The sequence below is a fragment of the Vreelandella massiliensis genome, from assembly GCF_900155385.1.
Lineage (GTDB): Bacteria > Pseudomonadota > Gammaproteobacteria > Pseudomonadales > Halomonadaceae > Vreelandella > Vreelandella massiliensis.
Window position 1 is genome coordinate 268,065 of sequence record NZ_LT699745.1, and the last position, 22,164, is coordinate 290,228.

Annotated in this window: 19 protein-coding genes and 1 tRNA gene; 14 read left to right on the forward strand and 6 right to left on the reverse strand. The window is 60.4% G+C overall.

Annotation, left to right across the window (positions count from 1 at the left end):
• Positions 1-8 precede the first annotated feature (8 nt).
• The gene (locus BQ9846_RS05870; protein ID WP_075879736.1) at positions 9-434 is read right to left on the reverse strand and encodes a DUF3617 domain-containing protein; all 426 of its coding nucleotides are present in this window, start codon (positions 432-434) and stop codon (positions 9-11) included.
• A gap of 228 nt (positions 435-662) precedes the next feature.
• On the opposite strand from BQ9846_RS05870, the gene ahpC reads away from it, so the two are divergent.
• Both ahpC and ahpF read left to right on the forward strand, forming a co-directional pair.
• Positions 663-1,226, forward strand: coding sequence for an alkyl hydroperoxide reductase subunit C (gene ahpC, locus BQ9846_RS05875; RefSeq protein WP_075879738.1), 564 nt, complete (start codon positions 663-665; stop codon positions 1,224-1,226).
• Positions 1,227-1,394: 168 nt separating this feature from the next.
• Positions 1,395-2,951, forward strand: coding sequence for an alkyl hydroperoxide reductase subunit F (ahpF, locus tag BQ9846_RS05880; protein WP_075879740.1), 1,557 nt, complete (start codon positions 1,395-1,397; stop codon positions 2,949-2,951).
• A gap of 80 nt (positions 2,952-3,031) precedes the next feature.
• On the opposite strand, the gene BQ9846_RS05885 is transcribed toward ahpF, so the two are convergent.
• The 5 genes from BQ9846_RS05885 to hemA are packed head-to-tail and all read right to left on the reverse strand — an operon-like array spanning position 3,032 to position 7,583.
• Positions 3,032-3,790, reverse strand: a complete 759-nt coding sequence (locus BQ9846_RS05885; RefSeq protein ID WP_075879742.1) for a HesA/MoeB/ThiF family protein — start codon at positions 3,788-3,790, stop codon at positions 3,032-3,034.
• Positions 3,791-3,803: 13 nt separating this feature from the next.
• Complete coding sequence (locus BQ9846_RS05890) at positions 3,804-4,307, reverse strand: Lrp/AsnC ligand binding domain-containing protein (RefSeq protein ID WP_075879744.1); 504 nt, start codon at positions 4,305-4,307, stop codon at positions 3,804-3,806.
• A 20-nt stretch (positions 4,308-4,327) separates the two neighbouring features.
• The gene (gene prmC / locus BQ9846_RS05895) at positions 4,328-5,185 is read right to left on the reverse strand and encodes a peptide chain release factor N(5)-glutamine methyltransferase (RefSeq protein ID WP_075879748.1); all 858 of its coding nucleotides are present in this window, start codon (positions 5,183-5,185) and stop codon (positions 4,328-4,330) included.
• Positions 5,182-6,273: a peptide chain release factor 1 gene (gene prfA / locus BQ9846_RS05900; protein ID WP_075879750.1), complete on the reverse strand. Its 1,092-nt coding sequence runs from the start codon at positions 6,271-6,273 to the stop codon at positions 5,182-5,184. The genes prmC and prfA overlap by 4 nt, the downstream gene beginning before the upstream one ends.
• Positions 6,270-7,583 carry a glutamyl-tRNA reductase gene (gene hemA / locus BQ9846_RS05905; protein WP_075879753.1) on the reverse strand — a complete coding sequence of 438 codons (1,314 nt, stop codon included), beginning with the start codon at positions 7,581-7,583 and terminating at the stop codon, positions 6,270-6,272. The genes prfA and hemA overlap by 4 nt, the downstream gene beginning before the upstream one ends.
• Positions 7,584-7,754: 171 nt before the next feature.
• Here hemA and BQ9846_RS05910 point away from each other — a divergent pair, with 171 nt between their 5' ends.
• From BQ9846_RS05910 to BQ9846_RS05965, 12 genes are all read left to right on the forward strand, one after another.
• Positions 7,755-9,533, forward strand: coding sequence for a tetratricopeptide repeat protein (locus tag BQ9846_RS05910; RefSeq protein ID WP_075879756.1), 1,779 nt, complete (start codon positions 7,755-7,757; stop codon positions 9,531-9,533).
• A 58-nt stretch (positions 9,534-9,591) separates the two neighbouring features.
• The gene (gene lolB, locus BQ9846_RS05915; protein ID WP_075879759.1) at positions 9,592-10,230 is read left to right on the forward strand and encodes a lipoprotein insertase outer membrane protein LolB; all 639 of its coding nucleotides are present in this window, start codon (positions 9,592-9,594) and stop codon (positions 10,228-10,230) included.
• Between the two features lie 8 nt (positions 10,231-10,238).
• Positions 10,239-11,090 (forward strand): 4-(cytidine 5'-diphospho)-2-C-methyl-D-erythritol kinase, encoded by an 852-nt coding sequence (gene ispE / locus BQ9846_RS05920; RefSeq protein WP_075879762.1) that lies wholly within the window; start codon positions 10,239-10,241, stop codon positions 11,088-11,090.
• A 23-nt stretch (positions 11,091-11,113) separates the two neighbouring features.
• Positions 11,114-11,188: transfer RNA gene (locus BQ9846_RS05925), tRNA-Gln, on the forward strand.
• A 58-nt stretch (positions 11,189-11,246) separates the two neighbouring features.
• Positions 11,247-12,188: a ribose-phosphate pyrophosphokinase gene (locus BQ9846_RS05930; protein WP_210433173.1), complete on the forward strand. Its 942-nt coding sequence runs from the start codon at positions 11,247-11,249 to the stop codon at positions 12,186-12,188.
• Positions 12,189-12,284: 96 nt separating this feature from the next.
• Positions 12,285-12,926: a 50S ribosomal protein L25/general stress protein Ctc gene (locus BQ9846_RS05935; RefSeq protein ID WP_075879765.1), complete on the forward strand. Its 642-nt coding sequence runs from the start codon at positions 12,285-12,287 to the stop codon at positions 12,924-12,926.
• Between the two features lie 108 nt (positions 12,927-13,034).
• Entirely contained in the window at positions 13,035-13,628 is a 594-nt protein-coding gene (gene pth, locus BQ9846_RS05940; protein WP_075879768.1) for an aminoacyl-tRNA hydrolase, read from the forward strand.
• 96 nt (positions 13,629-13,724) lie between these two features.
• Complete coding sequence (gene ychF / locus BQ9846_RS05945; RefSeq protein WP_075879771.1) at positions 13,725-14,816, forward strand: redox-regulated ATPase YchF; 1,092 nt, start codon at positions 13,725-13,727, stop codon at positions 14,814-14,816.
• A 143-nt stretch (positions 14,817-14,959) separates the two neighbouring features.
• Positions 14,960-16,369: a membrane-bound lytic murein transglycosylase MltF gene (gene mltF, locus BQ9846_RS05950; protein ID WP_075879774.1), complete on the forward strand. Its 1,410-nt coding sequence runs from the start codon at positions 14,960-14,962 to the stop codon at positions 16,367-16,369.
• A gap of 49 nt (positions 16,370-16,418) precedes the next feature.
• Entirely contained in the window at positions 16,419-17,753 is a 1,335-nt protein-coding gene (locus BQ9846_RS05955) for an efflux transporter outer membrane subunit (protein WP_159437909.1), read from the forward strand.
• On the forward strand, positions 17,750-18,973 hold the full coding sequence (locus BQ9846_RS05960; protein ID WP_083651488.1) for an efflux RND transporter periplasmic adaptor subunit: 1,224 nt from the start codon (positions 17,750-17,752) through the stop codon (positions 18,971-18,973). The genes BQ9846_RS05955 and BQ9846_RS05960 overlap by 4 nt, the downstream gene beginning before the upstream one ends.
• Positions 18,970-22,092 carry an efflux RND transporter permease subunit gene (locus BQ9846_RS05965; RefSeq protein WP_075879782.1) on the forward strand — a complete coding sequence of 1,041 codons (3,123 nt, stop codon included), beginning with the start codon at positions 18,970-18,972 and terminating at the stop codon, positions 22,090-22,092. Before BQ9846_RS05960 ends, BQ9846_RS05965 begins: the two co-directional genes overlap by 4 nt.
• Positions 22,093-22,164 lie beyond the last annotated feature (72 nt).

The window sequence follows — 22,164 nt, forward strand, 5'->3', positions numbered from 1 at the left end:
TCGAGCGCTTAGCAGTCACCTATGCGCTCGCCTTCGATATGCGTATTCATGGTCATTTCGCCCATGGGTGACTGAGTGAAAATTTCCACGTCGCCTTCGACTCGCTCACCCATGAAGCGCATTTCGCCGTCGATAGTGGCTTCGCCACCATCGGCCCGGCACACCATGCTGTAAGAGAGGCCATCGGCATTGATGTCCTGGTTTAGCAGCTCGCAGCCCTCTTCCTCTTCGATGAAACCGAAATCCGCGCTATCGAGCTCTTCTTGGGTAATACACTGGCGGTCGGTATCGGTCTGCTCGGGAATTTCCATATCGGCATCGATCTGGGTGACACTGACAAACTCCCAGTTACCCGGCGTCAAATTGGGGGTTTCAGCCTGAGCGGCCAACGGCAGCGCGAAAAGAGCCGCAACGGCTAATGGGCGTACAATCATCGTCATTCTCACTTTTGGCTATGGGTTGATAGCATCATCGTAACTGATTCACTGTACGGATGCCCGGCTCGCCCTCGTTCTTACGGTGTATGGGCGCACCAACATCGCCAACATAGTCACCCTCTATCGACTATATGGCATTTCTTAATTTCAGCTATTTCGCCTCTACGACTAAAATGGCAGCTCATTTAAGTCGTAGCGTATTAAATCCACAAGGAGATGAACTCGATGTCCCTTATCAACACCGAAGTAAAGCCGTTTAAAGCCACTGCCTACCACAACGGCGAGTTTGTTGATGTTTCCAGCGACAACCTAAAGGGCCAATGGTCAATCTTCTTCTTCTATCCGGCCGACTTCACCTTTGTTTGCCCGACCGAGCTAGGTGACCTGGCGGATAACTATGAAGCCTTTAAGAGCCTAGGCGTTGAAATCTACAGCGTCTCCACCGACACCCACTTCACCCACAAAGCGTGGCACGACAGCTCTGAAACCATCGGTAAGCTGCAGTTCCCGATGATTGCCGACCCGACGCTCACGATCTCGCGCAACTTTGAAGTGCTGATCGAAGAAGACGGCCTGGCCGAGCGCGGCACCTTCGTTGTCGACCCGGACGGCAAAGTCCAGATCGTTGAGATCAATGCCGGCAACATTGGCCGTAACGCTGAAGAACTGCTGCGCAAGGTGAAAGCGGCGCAGTACGTGCGTGCCAACCCGAACGAAGTCTGCCCGGCCAAATGGGAAGAAGGCGAAGAGACCCTCGCACCGTCTCTCGACCTGGTAGGCAAAATCTAAGGTTACGACAACCTTATCGCCTCACCGTAAGACAAAGCCCTACGCTGTTTCGAGCGCTTAGCGGGCTTTGCGAGACACCCGGGGCTCCCCGGGTGTTCTCTTTAGAGTTCGTGTTTTATCCCCACGTTTATCTTTTTTGATCGTTGCCATTGCGAGGAAAGCACTGTCATGCTGGACGCTAATCTAAAAAATCAGTTGAAAGCTTATCTGGAAAAAGTGACTCAACCGTTCGAGATCGTTGCGTCCCTCGATGACGGTGACAAGTCACGCGAACTACTCGGCTTGTTGGAAGAGATCAACGGCCTGTCCGACAAGATTTCTCTCTCCACCGACGGCCAAGACGCGCGCACGCCGTCGTTTGCGATCAACCGCCCGGGTGAAGAGACCGGCGTGGTGTTTGCCGGCATCCCCATGGGTCACGAGTTCACCTCGCTGGTGCTGGCCCTGCTGCAAGTCGGCGGCCACCCGCCGAAAGTCTCCGATGAGACGCTGGAGCAGATCAAATCCCTCGACAGCGACATGCAGTTTGAGACCTACTACTCGCTGTCGTGCCAGAACTGCCCTGACGTGGTGCAGGCACTGAACCTAATGGCGATTTTCAATCCCAAAATCCGCCACGTGGCGATCGACGGCGCGCTGTTCCAAGACGAAGTCCAACGCCGCGAAGTCATGTCGGTGCCGAGCATCTTCTTGAACGGTAAGCCGTTCGATCAGGGCCGTATGACCCTGGAGCAGATTCTGGCCAAGGTCGACACCGGTGCCGCTGAGCGCGAGGCCAAAGCGCTTAACGAAAAGGCAGCGTTCGACACCCTGGTGGTTGGTGGTGGCCCAGCCGGTGCGGCGGCAGCGATTTACTCAGCGCGTAAAGGCATCAACACTGGCGTTGCCGCCGAGCGCTTCGGCGGCCAAGTCTCCGATACCATGGGCATCGAGAACTTTATTTCGGTCGCCAAAACCGAAGGCCCCAAGCTCGTTGCCGCGATGGAAGAGCACGTCAAAGAGTACGACGTCGACGTGATGGGCCTGCAGCGCGCGGTGAAGTTCACCCCGGCGGAGCACGAAGGCGGGCTGCATCAGGTCACGTTTGAATCGGGCGCGACCCTTAAGAGCAAGACCCTGGTACTGGCCACCGGCGCACGCTGGCGGGAAATGAACGTGCCCGGCGAGCAGGAGTACCGCAACAAGGGCGTGGCGTACTGCCCGCACTGCGACGGGCCGCTGTTTAAAGGCAAGCACGTGGCGGTCATCGGCGGCGGTAACTCGGGTGTGGAAGCCGCCATTGACCTCGCCGGCATTGTCGGCCACGTGACGCTGATTGAGTTCATGGGCGAAATGCGCGCCGATGCCGTACTGCAGAAGAAGCTCAAAAGCTTGCCGAATGTCGATATCATTCTCAACGCGCAGACCACCGAGGTTACCGGCGACGGCAGCCGTGTGAACGGCCTGAGCTACAAAGACCGCACCAACGACGAGATCAAGCACGTGGCGTTGGAAGGTATCTTTGTTCAGATCGGCCTTGTGCCCAACACCGAGTGGCTCAAGGGCTCCCTGGTGGAGATGAGTCCGCGCGGCGAGATTATTGTCGACGCCCATGGCATGACATCCGTTCCGGGCGTATTTGCCGCCGGCGATGTCACCACGGTGCCGTACAAGCAGATCATTATCGCCATGGGCGAAGGCGCAAAAGCCTCGCTCGGTGCTTTCGACTATTTGATCCGCAACTAATACTCGTCCCGTGACTAACGAATGTTCCCCTGGACGTCGTCCCTGACGTCAGCCCGCTCGCCGAGCGGGCTTTTTTTATTTTACGCTCCGCGCTTAGCGCACACCGGGCAGGCGGGGTCGCGGGGCACCTGAAAGTGACGCCACTGGCCGCTTAGTCCATCGAAGGTGGAAAGACCGGTATGCGCCAGGCCGGCGCCACTGAGCAGCTTGAAGGCCTCCACGGCCTGAAAGCTGCCGATCAGCCCCACCAGCGGGGCCATGACACCGCTTTCGGCGCAGGAGAGCGCCTCATCGCCGCTCTCATCGGGTGGGTAGAGACAGGCGTAACAGGGGCACTCGGGGTCTCGCGGGTCGAATACCGCCAGCTGGCCGGAAAAGCGGATCGCCGCGCCAGAAACCAAGGGCACACCCGCCGCCTGGCAAGCGGCGTTAATCGCATAGCGACTAGAGAAACGATCAGTACAATCCAGCACCACGTCCGCACGTTGCACCAGCGCGGATAGCGCCTCCCCCGTGACGTGCTCGTCAATAGCGATCGCCTGGCACTCGGGGTTTAGCGCCCGGGCGCTCTCGCACGCCGAGGCCGCTTTATTACGCCCCAGATCCGCCTGCTGGTGGGCAATTTGGCGCTGTAGATTGGAAATTTCCACCGCATCGGCATCGGCGATGGAGAGACGGCCGACCCCGGCGGCGGCAAGATAAAGCGCGACCGGCGAGCCGAGCCCGCCCGCGCCGATAATCAGCGCATGGCCCGCGCGCAGGCGCTCTTGGCCATCGATCTCGACCCCGGGCAGCATAATTTGGCGGCTAAAGCGCAAAAGCGCCTGGTCGTCCATCATCGCTTAGCTATCCTCAGCCCTTGCTTTCAAGCTCGTCGATATCGGGAACGTGGAGACTAAAGCTCTCTTTCACCTCTTCCATCACCACGTAGCTTTTTGACTCTTTCACCCCGGGCAGGGTGAGCACCACATCGCCTAGAAGTTGACGATACGCCGACATTTCAGGAATCCGGCACTTCAGAATGTAATCGAACTGGCCGGAGACCAAATGGCACTCCTGAATCTGCGGCAGTGTCTCAACGGCGCGGCGAAACTCATCGAATACCGCCGGCGACTGCGTTTCCAGGCTGATTTCGACGAACACCAGCAAATTAGCTTTTAGCGCCCGCGGGTCGAGAAGAGCTTGATAGCCGCGAATGATACCGGTGCGCTCCAAGCGCTTAACGCGCTCTAAGCATGGCGTAGTGGAAAGCCCCACTTCAGATGCCAGGTCGACGTAAGAAATACGCGCGTTCTCCTGCAAACAGCGCAGGATTTTAAGGTCAATGCGGTCCAGTGTTCTGTTTTTGGATTTCATTACAGGATCCATTCCGGTCATTAATTCGGCTGACTTAAACGCCCAAGCGTAACGCGTTCGTGCCCTGCCAGGTCATGCAGGCTTTCAACGTTATGATAGCCGCCTTGGCGAAGTGCGGCGCGAACGCCGCCCGCTTGCGTGTGGCCATGCTCCAGTAACAGCCAGCCCGACTCGGCCAGAAACGCCTGCGCGCGTTCAATCAGATGCAGCAAATCGGCCATGCCAGCACTTCCTGCCACCAGCGCCGAGCGTGGCTCAAAGCGCACATCGCCGCGAGTTAAATGCGGATCATCCGCGGCGATATAGGGCGGGTTACTCACGATAATATCGAAACCGGGCGTCTCGTCGTCAGCGGCTAACGCGCTAAACCAATCGCTCTGCGCAAAGCGGGCGTTGGTAATACCGAGTCGCGCGGCATTGCGCTTGGCAAGCGCCACGGCCTCAGGGCGAATATCCACGCCCACGACCTGCCAGTGGGGTCGTTCAGAAGCGAAGGCAAGCGCAATGGCGCCGGTGCCCGTGCCAAGATCGAGCAGCGCGCCGCTTGAGGTGGTGGCCCGCGCGAGCGCGGCTTCAACCAGGGTTTCCGTATCCGGGCGCGGAATCAGCGTCTCCGGTGAGGTCATCAACGCCAAGCCCCAGAACTCACGGGCGCCAATCAGATAAGCCACCGGCTCCCCTTGCGCGCGAGCGGCGACAAGGGCGGCGAATCGCGCGTGCTGATAGCGCTCGCAGGGGCGATCCCCCCAGGTGTAAATCCAGGTGCGATCGCGCCCAATGGCGTGACACAGCAGCAGTTCCGCATCGAGGCGCGGGGTTGCTGAACCGGCCTGGGTAAGCCGCGCCGTGGCGGCCGCGAGCAGTGCATCCAGCGTCATTCGCCGCCCTGTAGCGCCGAGAGCTGCTCCGCCTGATATTCGTGGATCAGCGGGTCAATCACATCATCCAGCTGCTCGCCGCTAACCACTTCGTTGAGCTTGTAGAGGGTCAAATTGATGCGGTGGTCGGTAATCCGCCCTTGGGGGTAGTTATAGGTGCGAATCCGTTCACTGCGATCCCCCGAGCCCACCAACGACCGACGAGCATCCGCTTGCGTCTGACGCTGGGCATCTTCGGCGCTCTGTTTGAGCTTGGCGGCCAGTAGCGACATCGCTTTGGCGCGGTTTTTGTGCTGGCTGCGCTCTTCTTGACACTCCACCACCACACCGCTGGGCAAGTGGGTAATGCGAATGGCGGAATCGGTTGTGTTGACGTGCTGCCCACCCGCGCCGCTGGAGCGGAAGGTGTCGACGCGTAGGTCCGAGGGGTTGATATCGATATCGCCCACGTCCTCGACTTCGGGCATGACCGCGACGGTACACGCGGAGGTGTGAATACGGCCTTGGGATTCGGTCGCGGGGACGCGCTGCACGCGGTGAGCACCGGACTCAAATTTCAGGCGGGCATACACGCCCTCGCCCTTCACCCGGGAAATAATCTCTTTATAGCCGCCCATTTCCCCGTGATTGGCGCTGACCACCTCCACCCGCCAGCCGCGTTTTTCGGCATAGCGTGAGTACATCCGAAAGAGATCGCCGGCAAACAGCGCCGCTTCGTCGCCGCCGGTACCCGCGCGCACTTCGAGGAAAACGTTGCGGCTGTCGTCGGGATCTTTAGGCACCAGCAAGCGCTTGAGTTCGACTTCCAGTGTCTCGAGCTTCTCGCGTCCATCCTCTATTTCCATTTCCGCCAGCTCGCGCATCTCGGCGTCGCTGTCGCGGGTGAGCTGCTCTGCCGCCTGTATATCGTTTTCAATGCGCCGATAGCGCTGCCAGGCCGCGACCAGCTCCTCCAACTCGGCGTATTCGCGCGAGTAGTCACGAAAGCGTGCCTGATCGGTAATGACCTCGGGCTCCGCGAGCAACATCGCAAGCTCTTCAAAACGTTCGACAAAACTGTCTAGGCGTTGGCGCAGCGTCTCTTTCATGCGGGGGTATTATCCTTTCGGCGGCGAGGGGTCGCGGGTGTATGGGTTTCAAAGGCGGGTTTGGGCGGCATCAAAAGGCGTGGGACGGCGTCGAGCAGCGCGTGCTCCTCTTGGGAGGCCGCGTCGCGAATGGACTGGGTGGGCTGGTGCATCAGCCGGTTAGCAAGCTGATGCGCGAGACGCTCAACAACGGCCGCGGGATCTTCACCGCGGGCTAAGCGCTCAAGGGCCTGCTCCCGCGACAGATCGCGCAGGGCCTCACCGTGGCGGCGATACTCGCGAATCAGCTCCCCGCCGTTGCGGATTCGCCGCTCGTGCTGCCAGTGGCTGACCCCGTGCTCGATCAACGATTCGGCTTGATCCGCGGCGACTTGGCGATGGCGGCGGTTCTCTTCGATGACCTCTTGCAGATCGTCCACGGGATAAAGGAAGACATCGGAAAGCTCGCCCACCTCGGGTTCGATATCCCGGGGAACGGCGATATCGACCATAAACACCGGGCGATGGCGGCGCTTTTTCAGCGCGCGCTCCATCATCCCCTTTCCCACAATGGGCAGCGGCGAGGCGGTCGAGGAGATCACGATATCCGCCTCCATGAGCGCCTCAGGGATTTCGGTTAGGGTGATGGCTTCCCCCCCAAGGGCGGCGGAGATATTTTCGGCCCGCGCGCGGGTGCGGTTGGCGACCGTCAGCTTGCGCACACCGGCTTCGTGTAAATGCCGCGCCACCAACTCGATCGTTTCTCCCGCGCCAATCAATAGGGCTCGGGAGCGGCTAAAGTCATCGAAGATTCGGCTGGCCATGCTCACGGCCGCATAGGCGACCGATACCGGGTTTTTGCCAATACCGGTCTCGGTGCGTACCTGCTTGGCAATGGCGAAGGTATGCTGAAAAAGCCGCTCAAGCTCTCCGCCCAAACCGCGCGCCTGGCGCGCTTGCTGGTAGGCCTCTTTGAGCTGCCCGAGTATTTGTGGCTCACCGAGCACCATCGAATCAAGCCCTACCGCCACGCGCATCAAGTGGCGGGCAGCGTCGTTATCGAGGTAGTGATAGGCGCAGCGGGCAAGATCGTCGACACGCAAGTTATGAAAACGCCCCAACCAGTTGAGCACGGTTTGCTCGCCAGCGGCGTCGGTCACGCAGTAGAGCTCGGTGCGGTTGCAGGTCGACAGCACCGCAGCCTCGCTGATTTGCGGCAGGCTGCGTAACTCTTCCAGCGCACACTCTAGCTGCGTTGGCGTAAAAGCCACCTGCTCGCGCACGGCGACCGTGGCGGTACGATGATTGATTCCCAGGGCAAGAAGCGTCATGCGTTGTGCGTCTTCGCTCGTGTGTCGGTCTTAAACGTGTGGGTAAAAGCTTGCCGAGGCAAGCTAACCGGGCGAATATTCTATCACAGCCCGCCTTGATCTGATCACACCACTTTGCCATCACCGAGCAAGCCGCTATGCTGAGCAACCGGCCACCGAATCGAGACACGCATGCCACTTCGCTTGAGAGCCTTGACTATCGCCCTATTGCCGCTTGGTGCGACATTTTTACTCAGCGGCTGCCAGCTCGCGCCCCCCTTTAGTGGCGGTGGCGTGGAAGGTGCGCAGCTAAGCGACCCTATGGACTCGGCTCCTCCCATTACCCGTGGGCTGGACGCACAAGGGCTAAGCACCCTGCTGACCGCGGAACTCGCCGGTCAGCGCGGCAATTACACGGCGGCAACGCAAGGCTATCTTGAGGCATCAAAGCGCTACCCAAGCCCCCGGCTTGCCGAGCGCGCCACCTTTGCCGCGCGCTTTAGCGACTCTCCCACGCTTTTGCGCAGCGCGGCACAGCGCTGGCGTGAACTGGCCCCCGGCGATAGCGCGCCTAGCCGTCTCTTGGCGGCGATTACGCTACAGCAAGGCCGCTGGCTTGAGAGCCTAGAGCAGCGCTTAGCGGTGACCCGGGCCGGCGACGATGGTGAACTGACCGCCCTGGCGGAACTCGCCGTGGCCGAGGGCGTCCCACTTGAACCACTGCTTATACGCCTGCGTGAACACCTGGCAACGCCCGGCGTTGAAGCACTGCCTCACCATAGCGATGTCCTACTCGCCACCGCGCTTATCGAAGCGAGCACCGGGGAAACCCAAGCCGCCCGAGAGCGACTCGAAAAGGCCCAAGCCTTAGCGCCTGATGCCTTACCGCTGTGGCTTGCCAAGGCGCGCCTGGCGCTTGAAACCAACGCGTATGGGCAAGCCCGCCAAGCGGCCAAACGCGGGCTTGAGCTCAACCCCGGCGATGTGCGCTTTATTTTGCTGCTCGCGCAGGCGGAGATTCGCCTTAATAATATCAGCGCCGCCGAGGCGCAGACCGACGCGCTGTTAGACCGTCATGGCGGCAGCCACGATTTACGCCTCGCCCTCGCCCAGCTCTATCTAGAAGAGGGCCACAGCGCCCCGGCAAAACGGCTGCTTCAGCCGCTGATTGGCCAGGAGAACATTCCGAATTTAGCCTACTACCTGCTCGGCGCCATCGCCGAGGCCGAAGGCGATGTGGATAACGCCCTTCTTTATTATCGCCAGGTGAAAGAGGGTGAGCAGTTCATCCCTGCCCGCGCCAATGCCGCCCGCATGCTGATTGCCGAAGACCGCCTGCTTGATGCCCGCGCGTTCTTGCGCATTGAGCGGATGCGCTTTGACGAGCAGTTCAATGCCCTTCTCATGCTGGAAGTGCAGATGCTCGACGAACTCGGCCGCACAGAAGAAGCTGATGAACTCTTGAATCGCGAGCTTGAGCGCACCCCAGATGATAATGCCCTGCTCTATCAACGGGCGATGCGCGCCTGGGAGCAAGGCGATCTCGTGCAGATGGAAGCCGACATAAAGCGGTTGCTGGAAAACGACCCCGACAACGCCATGGCCCTCAACGCCCTGGGCTACACCTTGGCGGATGAAAACGTCAGCGGACGCCTGGACGAAGCCCAGGCGATGATAGAGCGCGCCCATGAACTCGACCCCGATAACCCGGCGGTCATGGATAGTCTTGGCTGGGTCTATTATCGCCAAGGCGAACCCGAACGCGCCCTGCCCTGGCTTGAGCGCGCCTACGCGCAAATGCCCGACCAAGAGATCGCCGCCCACCTCGCCGAGGTCCTTCACGCCCTGGGGCGCCTTGAGCAAGCGCGATCCATTCTGCGTGAGGTGATGGCGCATACCACCGACCACCCTGTTATCGATGCGCTACTAGAGCGCCACCCGGAACTCGCTCCAAAGGGGACGCAACCGTAGCGCCCCTTTACTTTTTATCTGGCGTTTTTACCTGCCGTTTCAGGAGTTAATAATCCCCATGCTCTTATCATGCCGTTTTTCGCCCGCACGTTTCGTCACGCCGCGTTTCACCGCCGTGGCACTGACCCTTTTACTGCTTAACGGTTGCGCGACCCCCACACCCACCGATGAAAGCGGGCGCCAGGCGGGGCAGTGGGAGGCTCAGAAAAGCGACGTGGAAGCGCTTGAAACCTGGTCGCTGATAGGCAAAGCGGGCTTGCGCACGCCGCAGGAGTCCACCAGCGCGAACCTGGATTGGAGCCAATACCCGCACTACTTCCGCATGCTGATCAGCGGCCCCTTTGGAGGCGGGCGTACGATGCTTGAAGGCCGCGACGGGCGCTTCTCGCTTAGCAACAATGAGGGCCGGTTCGAGGCAGAAACACCCGAGGCGCTGATGGAAGAGCAGCTGGGGTGGTCACTGCCCATTCGCGCGCTGCCCGACTGGGTGCGTGGCTTGCCCGATGACGACAGTGCTTATCAACTCGAAACGGACGAGTACGGCTTCCCTCTCCATTTGGAACAGGATGGCTGGGAAATCGACTATCGAGATTGGGAGCAAGTCGACGCATTATGGTTACCTCGCCGCCTGGCCATGCAGTACGGTGATATGCGCATCACCCTCGTGGTGAACCGCTGGCAGCCTGGCTCGGAGTAAGTCACCCCATGGCAGAGACGCTCTATCTTCCGGCGCCAGCCAAGCTCAACCGCCTTCTGAACATCATCAAACGGCGTGAGGATGGCTACCACGAGCTGCAGACGCTGTTTCAACTCGTTGACCTGTGCGACACCATCGGCTTAACCCCGCGCCAAGATGGGCGCATCGTATTAGAGAACGGTATCGATGATGTCCCTCACGATGACAACCTCGTCGTCCGCGCGGCGCGCCTGCTTCAGCAGACAACTAATAGCGATTATGGGGTTAGCCTCTCGATCGACAAGCGCCTCCCCATGGGGGGCGGGCTGGGCGGCGGCAGCTCCAACGCGGCGACGGTGCTCATCGGTCTTAACCACCTCTGGCAGCTGAACCTGGGCATGGATCAGCTCGCAAGCCTAGGCCTTCAGCTTGGCGCGGATGTGCCGGTGTTCGTCAACGGCCACTCGGCTTGGGCAGAGGGCGTGGGCGAAAAGCTTACCGCCGTCACTCTTGATACGCCCTGGTTTGTGATTATCCATCCCGAGGTGAGCGTCTCCACGCCGGGGGTGTTCCAAGATCCGCAATTGACACGCAACACACCGCCCATTACCATGGCGCGCGCACTGCAGGGGGGAGCGCCGACATGGCGCAATGACTGCGAAGCGGTGGTCAAAAAGCGCTATCCGCCCATAGCGGCCGCGCTGGATTGGCTGAGTCAGCACGCTTGTAGCCAACTGACGGGAACGGGTGCCTGTGTCTTTGCCGCGTTTGCAACGCAACAAGCGGCCGAGCGAATCGCACGCGACGCTTCCCTACGCTTTCCCACATGGGTAGCGAAGGGCCTTAACCGCTCTCCTCTTCATGATGCTCTGGGTGGTTAAACGCCCCCAACCGTGAATGTTAATGGGGTATCGCCAAGTGGTAAGGCACCGGTTTTTGGTATCGGCATTCCCAGGTTCGAATCCTGGTACCCCAGCCATTGCGACGGTAAACCGCGTTTTCTCCCAAGATCCCCAACACTGCAAAGGTGGCTGCGCGTGTCAAAATTGATGGTTTTCGCCGGGAACGCTAATCCCGAACTCGCTCACAAGATTGCCGAGAGTCTGGATAGCCGTATGGGTAACGCCACGGTTGGCCAATTCAGCGACGGTGAAATCGCGGTCGAAATCAATGAAAACGTGCGCGGTAAGGATGTTTTCATCCTGCAGTCCACCTGTGCACCGACCAACGACAACTTGATGGAGTTGATCTTGATGGTCGACGCCCTGCGTCGAGCCTCAGCAACCCGGATCACGGCGGTACTCCCCTACTTCGGCTATGCACGCCAAGATCGTCGCGTGCGTTCCGCCCGGGTACCCATCTCCGCCAAAGTGGTCGCCGATATGATGGTTAAGGCCGGCGTTGACCGCGTCATGACCATGGACCTGCACGCCGACCAGATTCAGGGCTTTTTCGATGTGCCGGTCGATAACGTCTACGGCTCACCGATTCTGCTCGACGATATCGAGCGCCAGAACTATAGCGACCTCGTCGTTGTCTCCCCGGATGTCGGCGGCGTGGTGCGCGCCCGTGCTATCGCCAAACAGCTTAACGCGGACCTAGCGATCATCGATAAGCGCCGTCCGCAGGCGAACCAAGCGCAAGTCATGCATATCATTGGCGAAATTGAAGGCCGCACCTGCGTGGTGGTGGACGATATGATCGACACTGCCGGCACCCTGTGTAAAGCAGGTGAGGCCCTTAAAGACCACGGCGCGAAGCGCGTGGTCGCCTACGCGACTCACCCAATCTTGTCGGGCCCGGCGGTTGATAACATCGTCAACTCCGTGCTCGATGAAGTGGTGGTGACCGACACCATCCCGCTCTCAGACACCGCACGCCGCAGCGGGCGCATTCGCCAGCTCAGCGTGGCCGGTTTGATCGCGGAAGCCATTCGTCGGGTGAGTAACGAGGAATCCGTCAGCGCGATGTTCCACTAATCGGCTGACACCCACAGCTCTGATCGAGCTCCTGGAAGCGTCGTCGTCTGGTCGCGGGCGGCGACGTTTCCTTACTTTAACTAAGAGGCAACCTCAATGTCTGATTTTATTCTTAACGCCACCGTTCGTCACGACCTGGGGAAAGGTGCGAGCCGCCGCCTGCGTCGTGCGAACCAGCAAGTGCCCGCTGTCGTTTACGGCGGCGAGAAAGCGCCGCAGTCTATCTCCGTTGAAAAGACCGCTTTCTACAAGGCGATCGAAGACGAGTCTTTCTTCTCTTCTGTGATCAAGCTCGTTATCGAAGGCAGCGAAGAGCAGGTAGTGGTACGTGACCTGCAGCGTCACCCCTTCAAGCCGCTTTTGACCCACGCTGACTTCCTGCGCGTTGACGCGACGCACGAAATCACCATGAACGTGCCGCTGCACGTGGTGGGCGAAGAGTCTTGCGTGGGCATCAAAGACCAAGGCGGTGAGCTGCACGTCCTGGCAAACGAAGTGGCCATCAGCTGCTTGCCGAAAGACCTGCCCGACTACCTGGAAATCGATATTTCCGCCGTCGAGCTGGGCACTACCCTGCACCTGTCTGACCTGACCCTGCCGGCCGGTGTCACCTCGGTTGACCTGTCTCACGGTGAAGATCACGACAACGCCATCCTCAGCATCACTAAAATGAAAGTTCGCGCAAGCGACAGCGATGACGCGGAAGAAGGCGGTAGCGAAGAAGGCAGCGCCGAGTAAGCGCTGACGCGCACCTTGGGCCATGCCTGCCATGGCCCTTGTCATGCTACGATCAAGCGCTTCGGCGCTTGATTTTTTTTGCGGTGCTGCCTGTTAAGAGGGGTTAAAATGAGTCAGGTGTTAGCGATTATCGGCCTAGGCAATCCCGGCGCGGAGTACGCCGCCACGCGTCACAATGCCGGCGCCTGGTTGGTGGAAGCGGTTGCCCGAGAGGCTCACGTGGAACTCCGGCCTGAAAAGAAGTTTCTTGGCCTTTACGCGAAAGCCATCTTTGCCGGCCATACCGTTCATTTGCTCAACCCCACGACGTTTATGAACCGTAGCGGCGCCTCGATCGCGGCGTTATGTCAGTTTTTTAAACTCACCCCAGAGCAGCTTTTGGTAGCCCACGACGAGCTTGACTTGCCTTGCGGCCAAGCGCGCTATAAAACCGGTGGCGGTCACGGCGGCCATAATGGTCTCCGCGATACGATCAGCGCTCTGGGCAACCAAAAGCAGTTCCATCGTCTGCGGATAGGCATTGGCCACCCGGGCAGTGCCAAGCAGGTGGTCCACTACGTGTTGAATCGCCCCGGCAAATCGGAGTTAAGCGCCATTGAGCACGCCATTGAGGAGTGCCTCGCTACGCTTCCACTGGCGCTTGAAGGCGACTGGGCAAAAGCCATGAACCGCCTGCATAGCGTAAAATCGTCACCCAGTTGACTGACGTCTCTTGCATACGTACCTGACTTACTAAACTTTGAGCAGCGCTGGCGCCTTTAATACGCCACTGCGCCCCAAGCGGCTAGGAATGATCTTATGGGTTTTAACTGCGGTATCGTCGGCCTCCCCAATGTCGGCAAATCCACCCTCTTTAACGCGCTGACCAAATCGGGCATCGACGCGGAAAACTTCCCCTTTTGCACCATCGAGCCCAATGTCGGCATTGTGCCCATGCCGGACCCGCGCCTCGACAAACTCGCCGAGATCGTCAAACCGGAAAAAGTCATCCCCACGACGATGGAGTTCGTGGATATTGCGGGCCTGGTCGCCGGCGCCTCCAAGGGCGAAGGCCTGGGCAATAAGTTTCTGGCCAACATCCGCGAAACACAGGCGATTGCGCACGTGGTGCGCTGCTTTGATAACGACAACGTCATCCACGTGGCCAACGCGATCGACCCACGCGCCGATATCGAAACCATCAACCTGGAACTGGCGTTAGCGGATCTGGATACCGTCGAAAAAGCCAGCCAGCGTTTGGTGCGCGTAGTGAAAGGCGGCGATAAAGACGCCATCGCCACCAAGGCCGTGCTCGATAAGATCCAGCCGCACCTCGCCGAAGGCCAACCGCTGAGAAGCTTCGGACTTAGCGACGATGAAAAGCGCCAGGTCAAAAGCTTCGGCTTTTTGACGTTGAAGCCGACCATGTACATCGCCAACGTCAACGAGGACGGGTTTGACAACAACCCCTACCTCGATATTGTCAATGAAATCGCCGCCGAGGAAGACGCTGTGGTGGTACCGGTGTGCAACCAGATCGAAGCGGAAATTGCCGAGCTCGAAGACGAAGAGCGCGCCATGTTCCTGGATGAAATGGGCATGGAAGAGCCCGGCTTGGACCGCGTCATTCGCGCGGGCTACGGCCTACTCGGTTTGCAAACCTACTTCACGGCTGGCGTTAAAGAGGTGCGCGCCTGGACGGTTAAAGAGGGCGCCACCGCACCGGAAGCGGCCGGCGTTATCCATACCGACTTCCAGAAAGGTTTTATCCGCGCCGAGGTTATCGCGTATGAGGACTTCGTGGCGCTTGGCGGCGAGCAGGGCGCCAAAGACGCCGGCAAGTGGCGCCTAGAGGGTAAGGATTACATCGTCAAAGACGGTGACGTGATTCATTTCCGCTTTAATGTGTAAGCGGTAGGGTCTTTCCCGAAGAAGGCAGCAAGCGACCACTACGCCTCTGGGCGAATGAGCGCTGCCTTCCTAGCAGTACGAAAGCCTGCTAGTCTGGAAATATGCCTTTATCTTGCCTCCCCCATGATCGGGGTATCAGCCTCATGCCCCGATCTCGCCTATGGATTGTCACCTTGCTGCTGCCAGTGCTCATGCTTCTTGGCTGCGAGCAAGGCGATCCCCTAAACGAGTCACCTCCCGTCACGCAGCTTGAGCCGCCCGAACCGGGCGGAACCCTCACCGTGGCGACCCGCAATAGCGCCACCACGTACTACCTTGACCGTGACCAGACACCGGCCGGCCCGGAGCACGACCTGGTCGAGTCGTTCGCGCAGGCGCACGGCTGGGAGGTCGAGTGGATACTACTCGAATCGACTGCCGAGGTGCTTCAAGCCCTGAAAGAGGATGAGGCTCAGCTTGCCGCGGCCGGCCTGACCCACCTCCCCTCCCGCGATGAACATTTCCAGCGCGGCCCGACCCACACCGATATCGTCGAGCAGTTGGTCTGCCACCGCGATATGCGCCCTTTGCCGCGCCAGGTAGAGGAAATGACCGGGCTCGACATCCGTGTCACGGCGGATTCCAGCTACGCGGAAAAGCTCCAGAGCTTGGTGAACCAGCACACCGGCATTACCTTCAAGGAGGATCCTCGTACCACTGAAATGCTGCTGACCGAGGTGGCCGAAAAACGCATCGACTGCACCTTGGCCGACTCCAATATCGTGCGGGTCGTGCGCCGGCACTTTCCGCATCTGGAAGTCGCCATGAACCTCACCAGCGGCGATCGGCTGGGCTGGTATGTGCGCCCCGAACACCAGGCCCTCGCTGAGCTTGCAAGCCAATGGATGGAAAGCGCCGACGGCCAAGAGCGCATCGCAGAGGTGCAGCAGCGCTACTACGCCTACATCGGTGAATTCGACTTCGTCGATCTGCGCGCGCTCAACCGGCGCATCGATGAGCGCCTGCCTACTTTCCTGGATCTTTTTCTTGAGGCCGAGAGCGAGACCGGCATGCCCGCCGACTTGCTCGCCGCCTTGTCTTACCAAGAGTCGCACTGGGATCCTCAGGCCGTCTCCCCTACCGGGGTGCGCGGTATCATGATGCTGACCCAGAACACCGCTCAATCTCTCGGCGTCGCGAATCGCCTCGACCCGGCAGAAGCGATCGACGGCGGGGCCCGCTATCTTGCCGACCGCCACCAGCGCCTGCCCGATACCCTTCCCGAGCCGGATCGCACCTATCTGGCGCTGGCCAGCTACAACATTGGCCGCGGCCATGTGCTTGACGCGCGAAAGCTCGCCCGCGAGCTGGGCAAGAACCCGGACTCCTGGGACGACATGAAAGAGGTACTGCCGCTCAAGGCCGACAAGCGCTACTACCCGCAGACGCGCTACGGCTATGCGCGGGGCTACGAGCCGGTGCACTACGTACAGCGAATCCGCAACTACCAGGACGTGATCAGTGCCGCGATCGAGTGGACACCGCTAGAGGAAGCCGTGAATCAGGAGGATTAACGTCATCACCTACCATCTTCGCCATGTAGCCCTTCTGCTGGCAACGGTATTGCTGACCGCCTGTGCCAGCCAGCAGGAGCCCGTCTCGCCGCCGGTCAACCTCCCCGAGACGTTCTCCCAAAGCGGGGAGCTGCCGACTCCCAAACGCTGGTGGACAGCCTTTGACGACGAACGCCTGAACACCCTGATTGACCAGGCTCTAGAGCGCAATCTCAGTCTCAAAGCGACCTACCAGCGGCTGCAGCAGGCACGCGCGGTGGTGGACCGGGAAGCGGCGGGTCTGTTTCCCACTGTCAATGCGTCGGCTGGCGCCGAACGGCGCGAGACCGATACCACCGACATCGACACCTTCAGTGCCGAACTCAGCGCCGACTACGAGGTAGACCTATGGGGCCGGGTTCGTGCTCAGGTTGAAGCCGAGGAGTTTCGCGCCCGCGCTAGCCTCGCGGACTACCAGGCCGCCTCTCTTTCGCTTGCCGGCGAGGTATCCACGACCTGGTTTCGGATACTGGCGCAACGCGCCCAGCAGCAGTTGGCGCAGTCCCAACGGCAAACCAATCAAGACATTCTGACCTTGATCGAGAGCCGCTTCGCCAGCGGCCTGAGTGACAGCGCCGATGTACTGCGCCAGCGCCAGCTGGTAGCGGCTTCCCAGGAGCGGCTTGTCAACGTGGAAGCCGAGCGGCGCGTGCTTGAACATCAGTTAGCGCTACTACTGGGCCAGCCCCCGGCGGGAAGCACACCACCTGAAGGGGCTACGCTGCCCGAATTGCCGCCCCTGCCAGATACCGGACTGCCATTGGCGCTGGTCCAGCGCCGACCGGACCTGGAGCAGGCTTTTCGCCAGCTTCAGGCCGCCGACGCCGAGCTGGCGGCGGCCATCAGCAACCGCTTCCCACGGTTGACGCTTTCTGCTTCCACCGCGTCGCAGGCACGAAGCACCGATGAACTCTTCACCGATTGGCTCTCTACCATTGCCGGCAACCTGATTCTGCCGTTGATCGATGGCGGACAGCGCCGAGCCGAGGTCGAGCGCCAGCGCTCGCTGCGTGAGCAGCGCTTGTATGAATATGGCCAGGCAACGCTTACCGCCATTCAGGAAGTGGAAGATGCCCTGGTGCAGGAGCAGCAGGAGCGGCAGCGTATCGAAAGCCTTGAGCAGCAGATCGCACTGTCGGAAACCACGATCCAACAGCTGCGCCTTCGCTATTTCAATGGCAGCGCCAACTATATCGATGTTCTTAACGCCCTGCAGGAAGGCCAGGATTTGCGCCGTACCCTGATCACGGCACACCAACAGTTGCTGGGATTCCGGGTGGCGCTTTACCGCGCCTTGGCAGGCAGTATCGAAACATCACCCATGGAAATTGGTGACAAAGCATGACCCACTCGGTAGATGAGCCCTCAGCACGCCCCGAGACCGCGCCGGCAAGCCGCTGGAAAACCGCCTTAATCACCCTGCTGATCGTGCTTGTGGGTGCCGGGCTTATTTGGTTGACGTTCAAGACCGAACCCTCTGCCCGCCGTGGTGACGCGGCGCGTGACACCGCCATGCTGGTGGATGTCAAGACGGCCGAAAAGGGCAGCTTTCGCCCTACCATTGAGGTCTTGGGCCAAGTGGCTCCCGCCCAGGAAGTGATCCTCCGCCCCCGGGTGGGCGGGCAGGTAATTGAGCAGGCGGACGCCTTTACCCCAGGAGGGCGCGCCAGTCAAGGAGAGACGCTGCTACGCATCGACCCGGCGGACTACCAAGCGGTACTGCGAGAGCGCCAAAGCGATCTCCAGCAGGCCCAAGCTGACCTGGCACTGGAACAGGGCCGCCAGACCGTTGCCCAACAGGAGTTTGAGCTGCTGGGCGACGACATTCCCCAGGGCAACGAGGCGCTGATGCTTCGAGAGCCGCAGCGCGAACAGGCCCGCGCCCGGGTGATCGCCGCCGAGGCGGCCCTTGAGCGGGCACAATTTGACCTTGAACGCACCCGCATCAAGGCGCCCTTCAATGCCCAAGTCCAGAGCCGTGAAGTGACCCTGGGCTCCCAGGTCAACGCCGGCGATACCCTGGCAAGGCTGGTGGCCACCGACCGCTACTGGGTGGAAGCAACCGTCCCCCTCTCCAAGCTGCGCTGGCTCCACTTTGGCGACGAAAGCGACAGCGAGACCTTGGGCGCTCCCGTCACCCTGCGCCACGACAATTTCTGGCCCGAAGGCGCGTCACGCGCCGCGCGTTTGTCGCGTTTAGTCGGTGAGCTGGATAGCGACACCCGCATGGCACGCGTCATCGTGACCGTGGACGATCCTTTGGCCCTTGCGCCAGAAAACAGCGACGCGCCTCGGCTAATACTGGACGCGTTCGTCAACACTTCGATACAGGGGCGTCGGCTTGACGACGTGGTGCGTCTTGAGCGAGAGCTTATTCGGCGCGACAACACTGTCTGGGTCATGGAGGAGGATAAACTCTCCATCCGCGACGTGACCATCGCCTTCCAGGATGCCCACTACGCCTATGTCGAAAGCGGCGTTGAAGCGGGCGAACAAGTCGTCGTTAGTGATCTGGTATCGGTCGTTGAGGGCGCCGCCCTGCGCCTGGAGGGAGATGAGCCATGAGCCAGGCACGCCGACGCCGGGGCTGGGTTGGCCCCATCGAGTGGATGGCGCGCAATTCCATCGCCGCCAACCTGTTAATGATTCTATTGCTCGGTGGCGGCACCTGGATGGCGCTGCAGGTGCAGAAGGAAGTCTTCCCCCAGTTTTTGCTCGATGTGGTGCAGGTGGAAGTCACCTACCCGGGCGCCGCCCCCGCCGAGGTGGAAAAGGGCATCCTGCTGCCGGTGGAGGAGGCCGTCCAGGGCCTTGAAAGCATCAAGGAGATGACCTCCACCGCCCGCGAGGGCAGCGGCACCATCGAGCTTGAGCTGATCGCCGGCAGCAACCGCATGCAGGCGTTGATGGATATCGAACAGGCGGTGGACCGGGTGCGCACCTTTCCCGAGCAGGCGGAAGAGCCCCGGGTCAGACTCCAGACCCAGAGCCGGGATGTTATGGAGCTGGTGCTCTACGGCGACGTCGACTATTGGACCCTACGCCAGCTCGGCGAGCAGGTGCGTAACCGGCTGCTTAGCGAGGAGACGATCACCCAGGCCGTGATCAGCGACGTGCCGGCCTACCTGACGCAGGTAGAAATTCCCCACCAAACCCTGCGCGAATTCAACCTGACCCTGGCCGAGGTGGCCCGCCGGATCGAGCAATCCAGCCGCGATATACCCGCCGGCTCGATCGCCACGGATAATGGCGACATCCTGCTACGGCTCCAGGAGCGCAAGCAGTGGGCCGAAAGTTTTGCTGATATTGTCATTCGCTCGGCCGCTTCGGGAGGGAGGGTGACGCTAGGGGAGATCGCTAGCGTCCGCGACGGCTTTGAGGAGAGCGGCTTTCCTTCTCACTTTAATGGTCAGCCCTCGGTAGAGATCGAGATATTCCGTACCGGCTCGCAGTCCCCGCTGGAGATCGACGCTGCCGTGACGTCGGTGATGGCCGAGCTCGCGTCTACCCTGCCCGAGCCGGTACAGGTACGCATCGACAGCAACCGCGCCGAACACTTTGAAGAGCGCATGAGCATGCTCCTGGAGAACGGCGTACTGGCCATGGCCATCGTGCTGGTGATCCTGAGCCTGTTTCTGGAGTACCGCCTGGCCTTCTGGATCATGATGGGCATGACCATTTCCTTCGTGGGCAGCATGCTCTTTTTGCCAGCCCTCGGGGTGAGTATCAACATGATCTCCATGTTCGGCTTTTTGATGGTGCTGGGCATCGTGGTGGATGACGCCATCGTGGTAGGCGAGAACATCTACGACTACCGCGAAAAGGGAATGGATTTCATGACCGCCGCCATCCAGGGCGCGCGTGATATTGCAGCCCCGGTGACTTTCAGCATCCTGACCAATATTGTCGCCTTCATGCCGCTGCTGTTCATTCCAGGGGTAACCGGCAACTTCTGGTGGCCGATGGGGGCGGTCGTGATCACGGTGCTCGCCATTTCGCTGATCGAGGCGCTGTTTATTCTGCCGGCCCATCTGGCCCATAGCGGCCGCGGCACGGTTAGCCTTTACGGTCGCTGGCTCCACGCCGTGCAAAAGGCGTTCTCTCGCGGATTTACAGCCGTGACCGAACGCGGTTATCGGCCGCTGTTGGCGCTGTCCCTGCGCTTTCGCTCTATCACCCTAACCGCTTCCTTCACCCTTCTGCTGGTGGTGGGCGCCTATGCTTTTAGCGATCACATGGGCATGATCATGATGCCAGAGCCACCGGCCGATGAAATTGAAGCGGCGGTCAACCTGCCGGTAGGCACCACCGCTCGCCGCGCGGGAGAGCTTGCCATGGCCATCACCCGCGATACCCAACGGCTGCTTGACGAGCAGAACCTGACCGACAGCGTGGAGGGCATCAAGACCAATGTGCGCGGTGAATCCTTCATCGATGTAGAGCTGGTGCTGAAACCGGAAAACCAACGAGAGAGGAGCGTTGGCGAAATTGTCGAGCTGTGGCGAAACCAAATTGGCGACTTCAAGGGCGTGGATCAGATTACCTTCGAGACCGAGACGGGGCCCGGCAGCTGGCGTGACGATATCAGCGTGGATTTAAGCCATACCGATATCGATACCCTAGCTGATGCCAGCGAGCGCTTTTTCACTGCGCTGGAACAGATCTCCCAAACCCGCAACGTCAATGACAGCTATACCCCTGGCAAGCCCCAGTTCGACCTGAGCCTGACCGCCGAGGGCCACGCCCTTGGCCTGACCGGCGCCGAGGTGGGTGGCCAGCTACGCGATGCCTTCTTCGGGGCGATCGCCCTGCGCCAGCTGCGTGGCCTCAACGAAAACGAGATCCGCGTGCGCCTGCCCGAGAGCGAGCGCCAGCAACTGGCCTATATGGAAGAGTTCGTCATCCAACTCCCCGAAGGCGGGGAGGTGCCGCTGATGGACATCGCCCGCGTCACCAAAGGTGAATCGCTGCGCTCGATCAGCCGCCGCGACGGGCGGCGGGTCATTACCGTAGGCACCGATGTGATACCCAAGAGTGCCACCGGCCAGGTACTGGCGCTGATCGAAAGCGATATTTTGCCCGAGCTTGCCGGCGAATTTCCCGGTCTCACCTGGAGCTTTCAAGGCAGCCAGGCCGACATGCGCGAATCCACCTCGGCCCTATGGGGCGGCTTTGCCTTGGCCATGGGCGTCATTTTTGCCCTTCTGGCCATCGCCTTCGGTAGCTATCTGCAGCCGCTGATTGTCATGCTGGCCATTCCCTTTGGCGCGGTGGGCGCAGTGATCGGCCACATTCTCCTGGGCCTGGACCTGTCACTGGTCAGTCTCATGGGCATCGTCGCGCTCTCCGGGGTGATGGTGAACGATTCGTTGATCATGGTGGATTACGCCAATCGCCAGCGTGAGCAGTTAAGCGCGGCCGAGGCCATTTTCCACGCCGGCCAGCGCCGCTTCCGGCCCATCGTGCTGACCACCCTGACCACGTTCTGTGGCCTATCACCGATCATCTTCGAGACCTCGTTGCAAGCGACCTACTTGATTCCCATGGCGGTCTCGCTGGGGTTTGGTATCGTCTTTGCCACGGCCCTTATTCTCTTTGTGGTGCCCTGTCTTTACCTGACCGTAGAGCAGACCAAAGCCAGGCTGCAGCCACATTCAAGCACGCCTCCTGCGCCCGCTCGGTGATGCAAGCGCCCTGCGCGTTTCCGTTCTGAGCGAATGGCGGCGGGTTTAAGGGCTTGACGCGGCAAAGGGGGA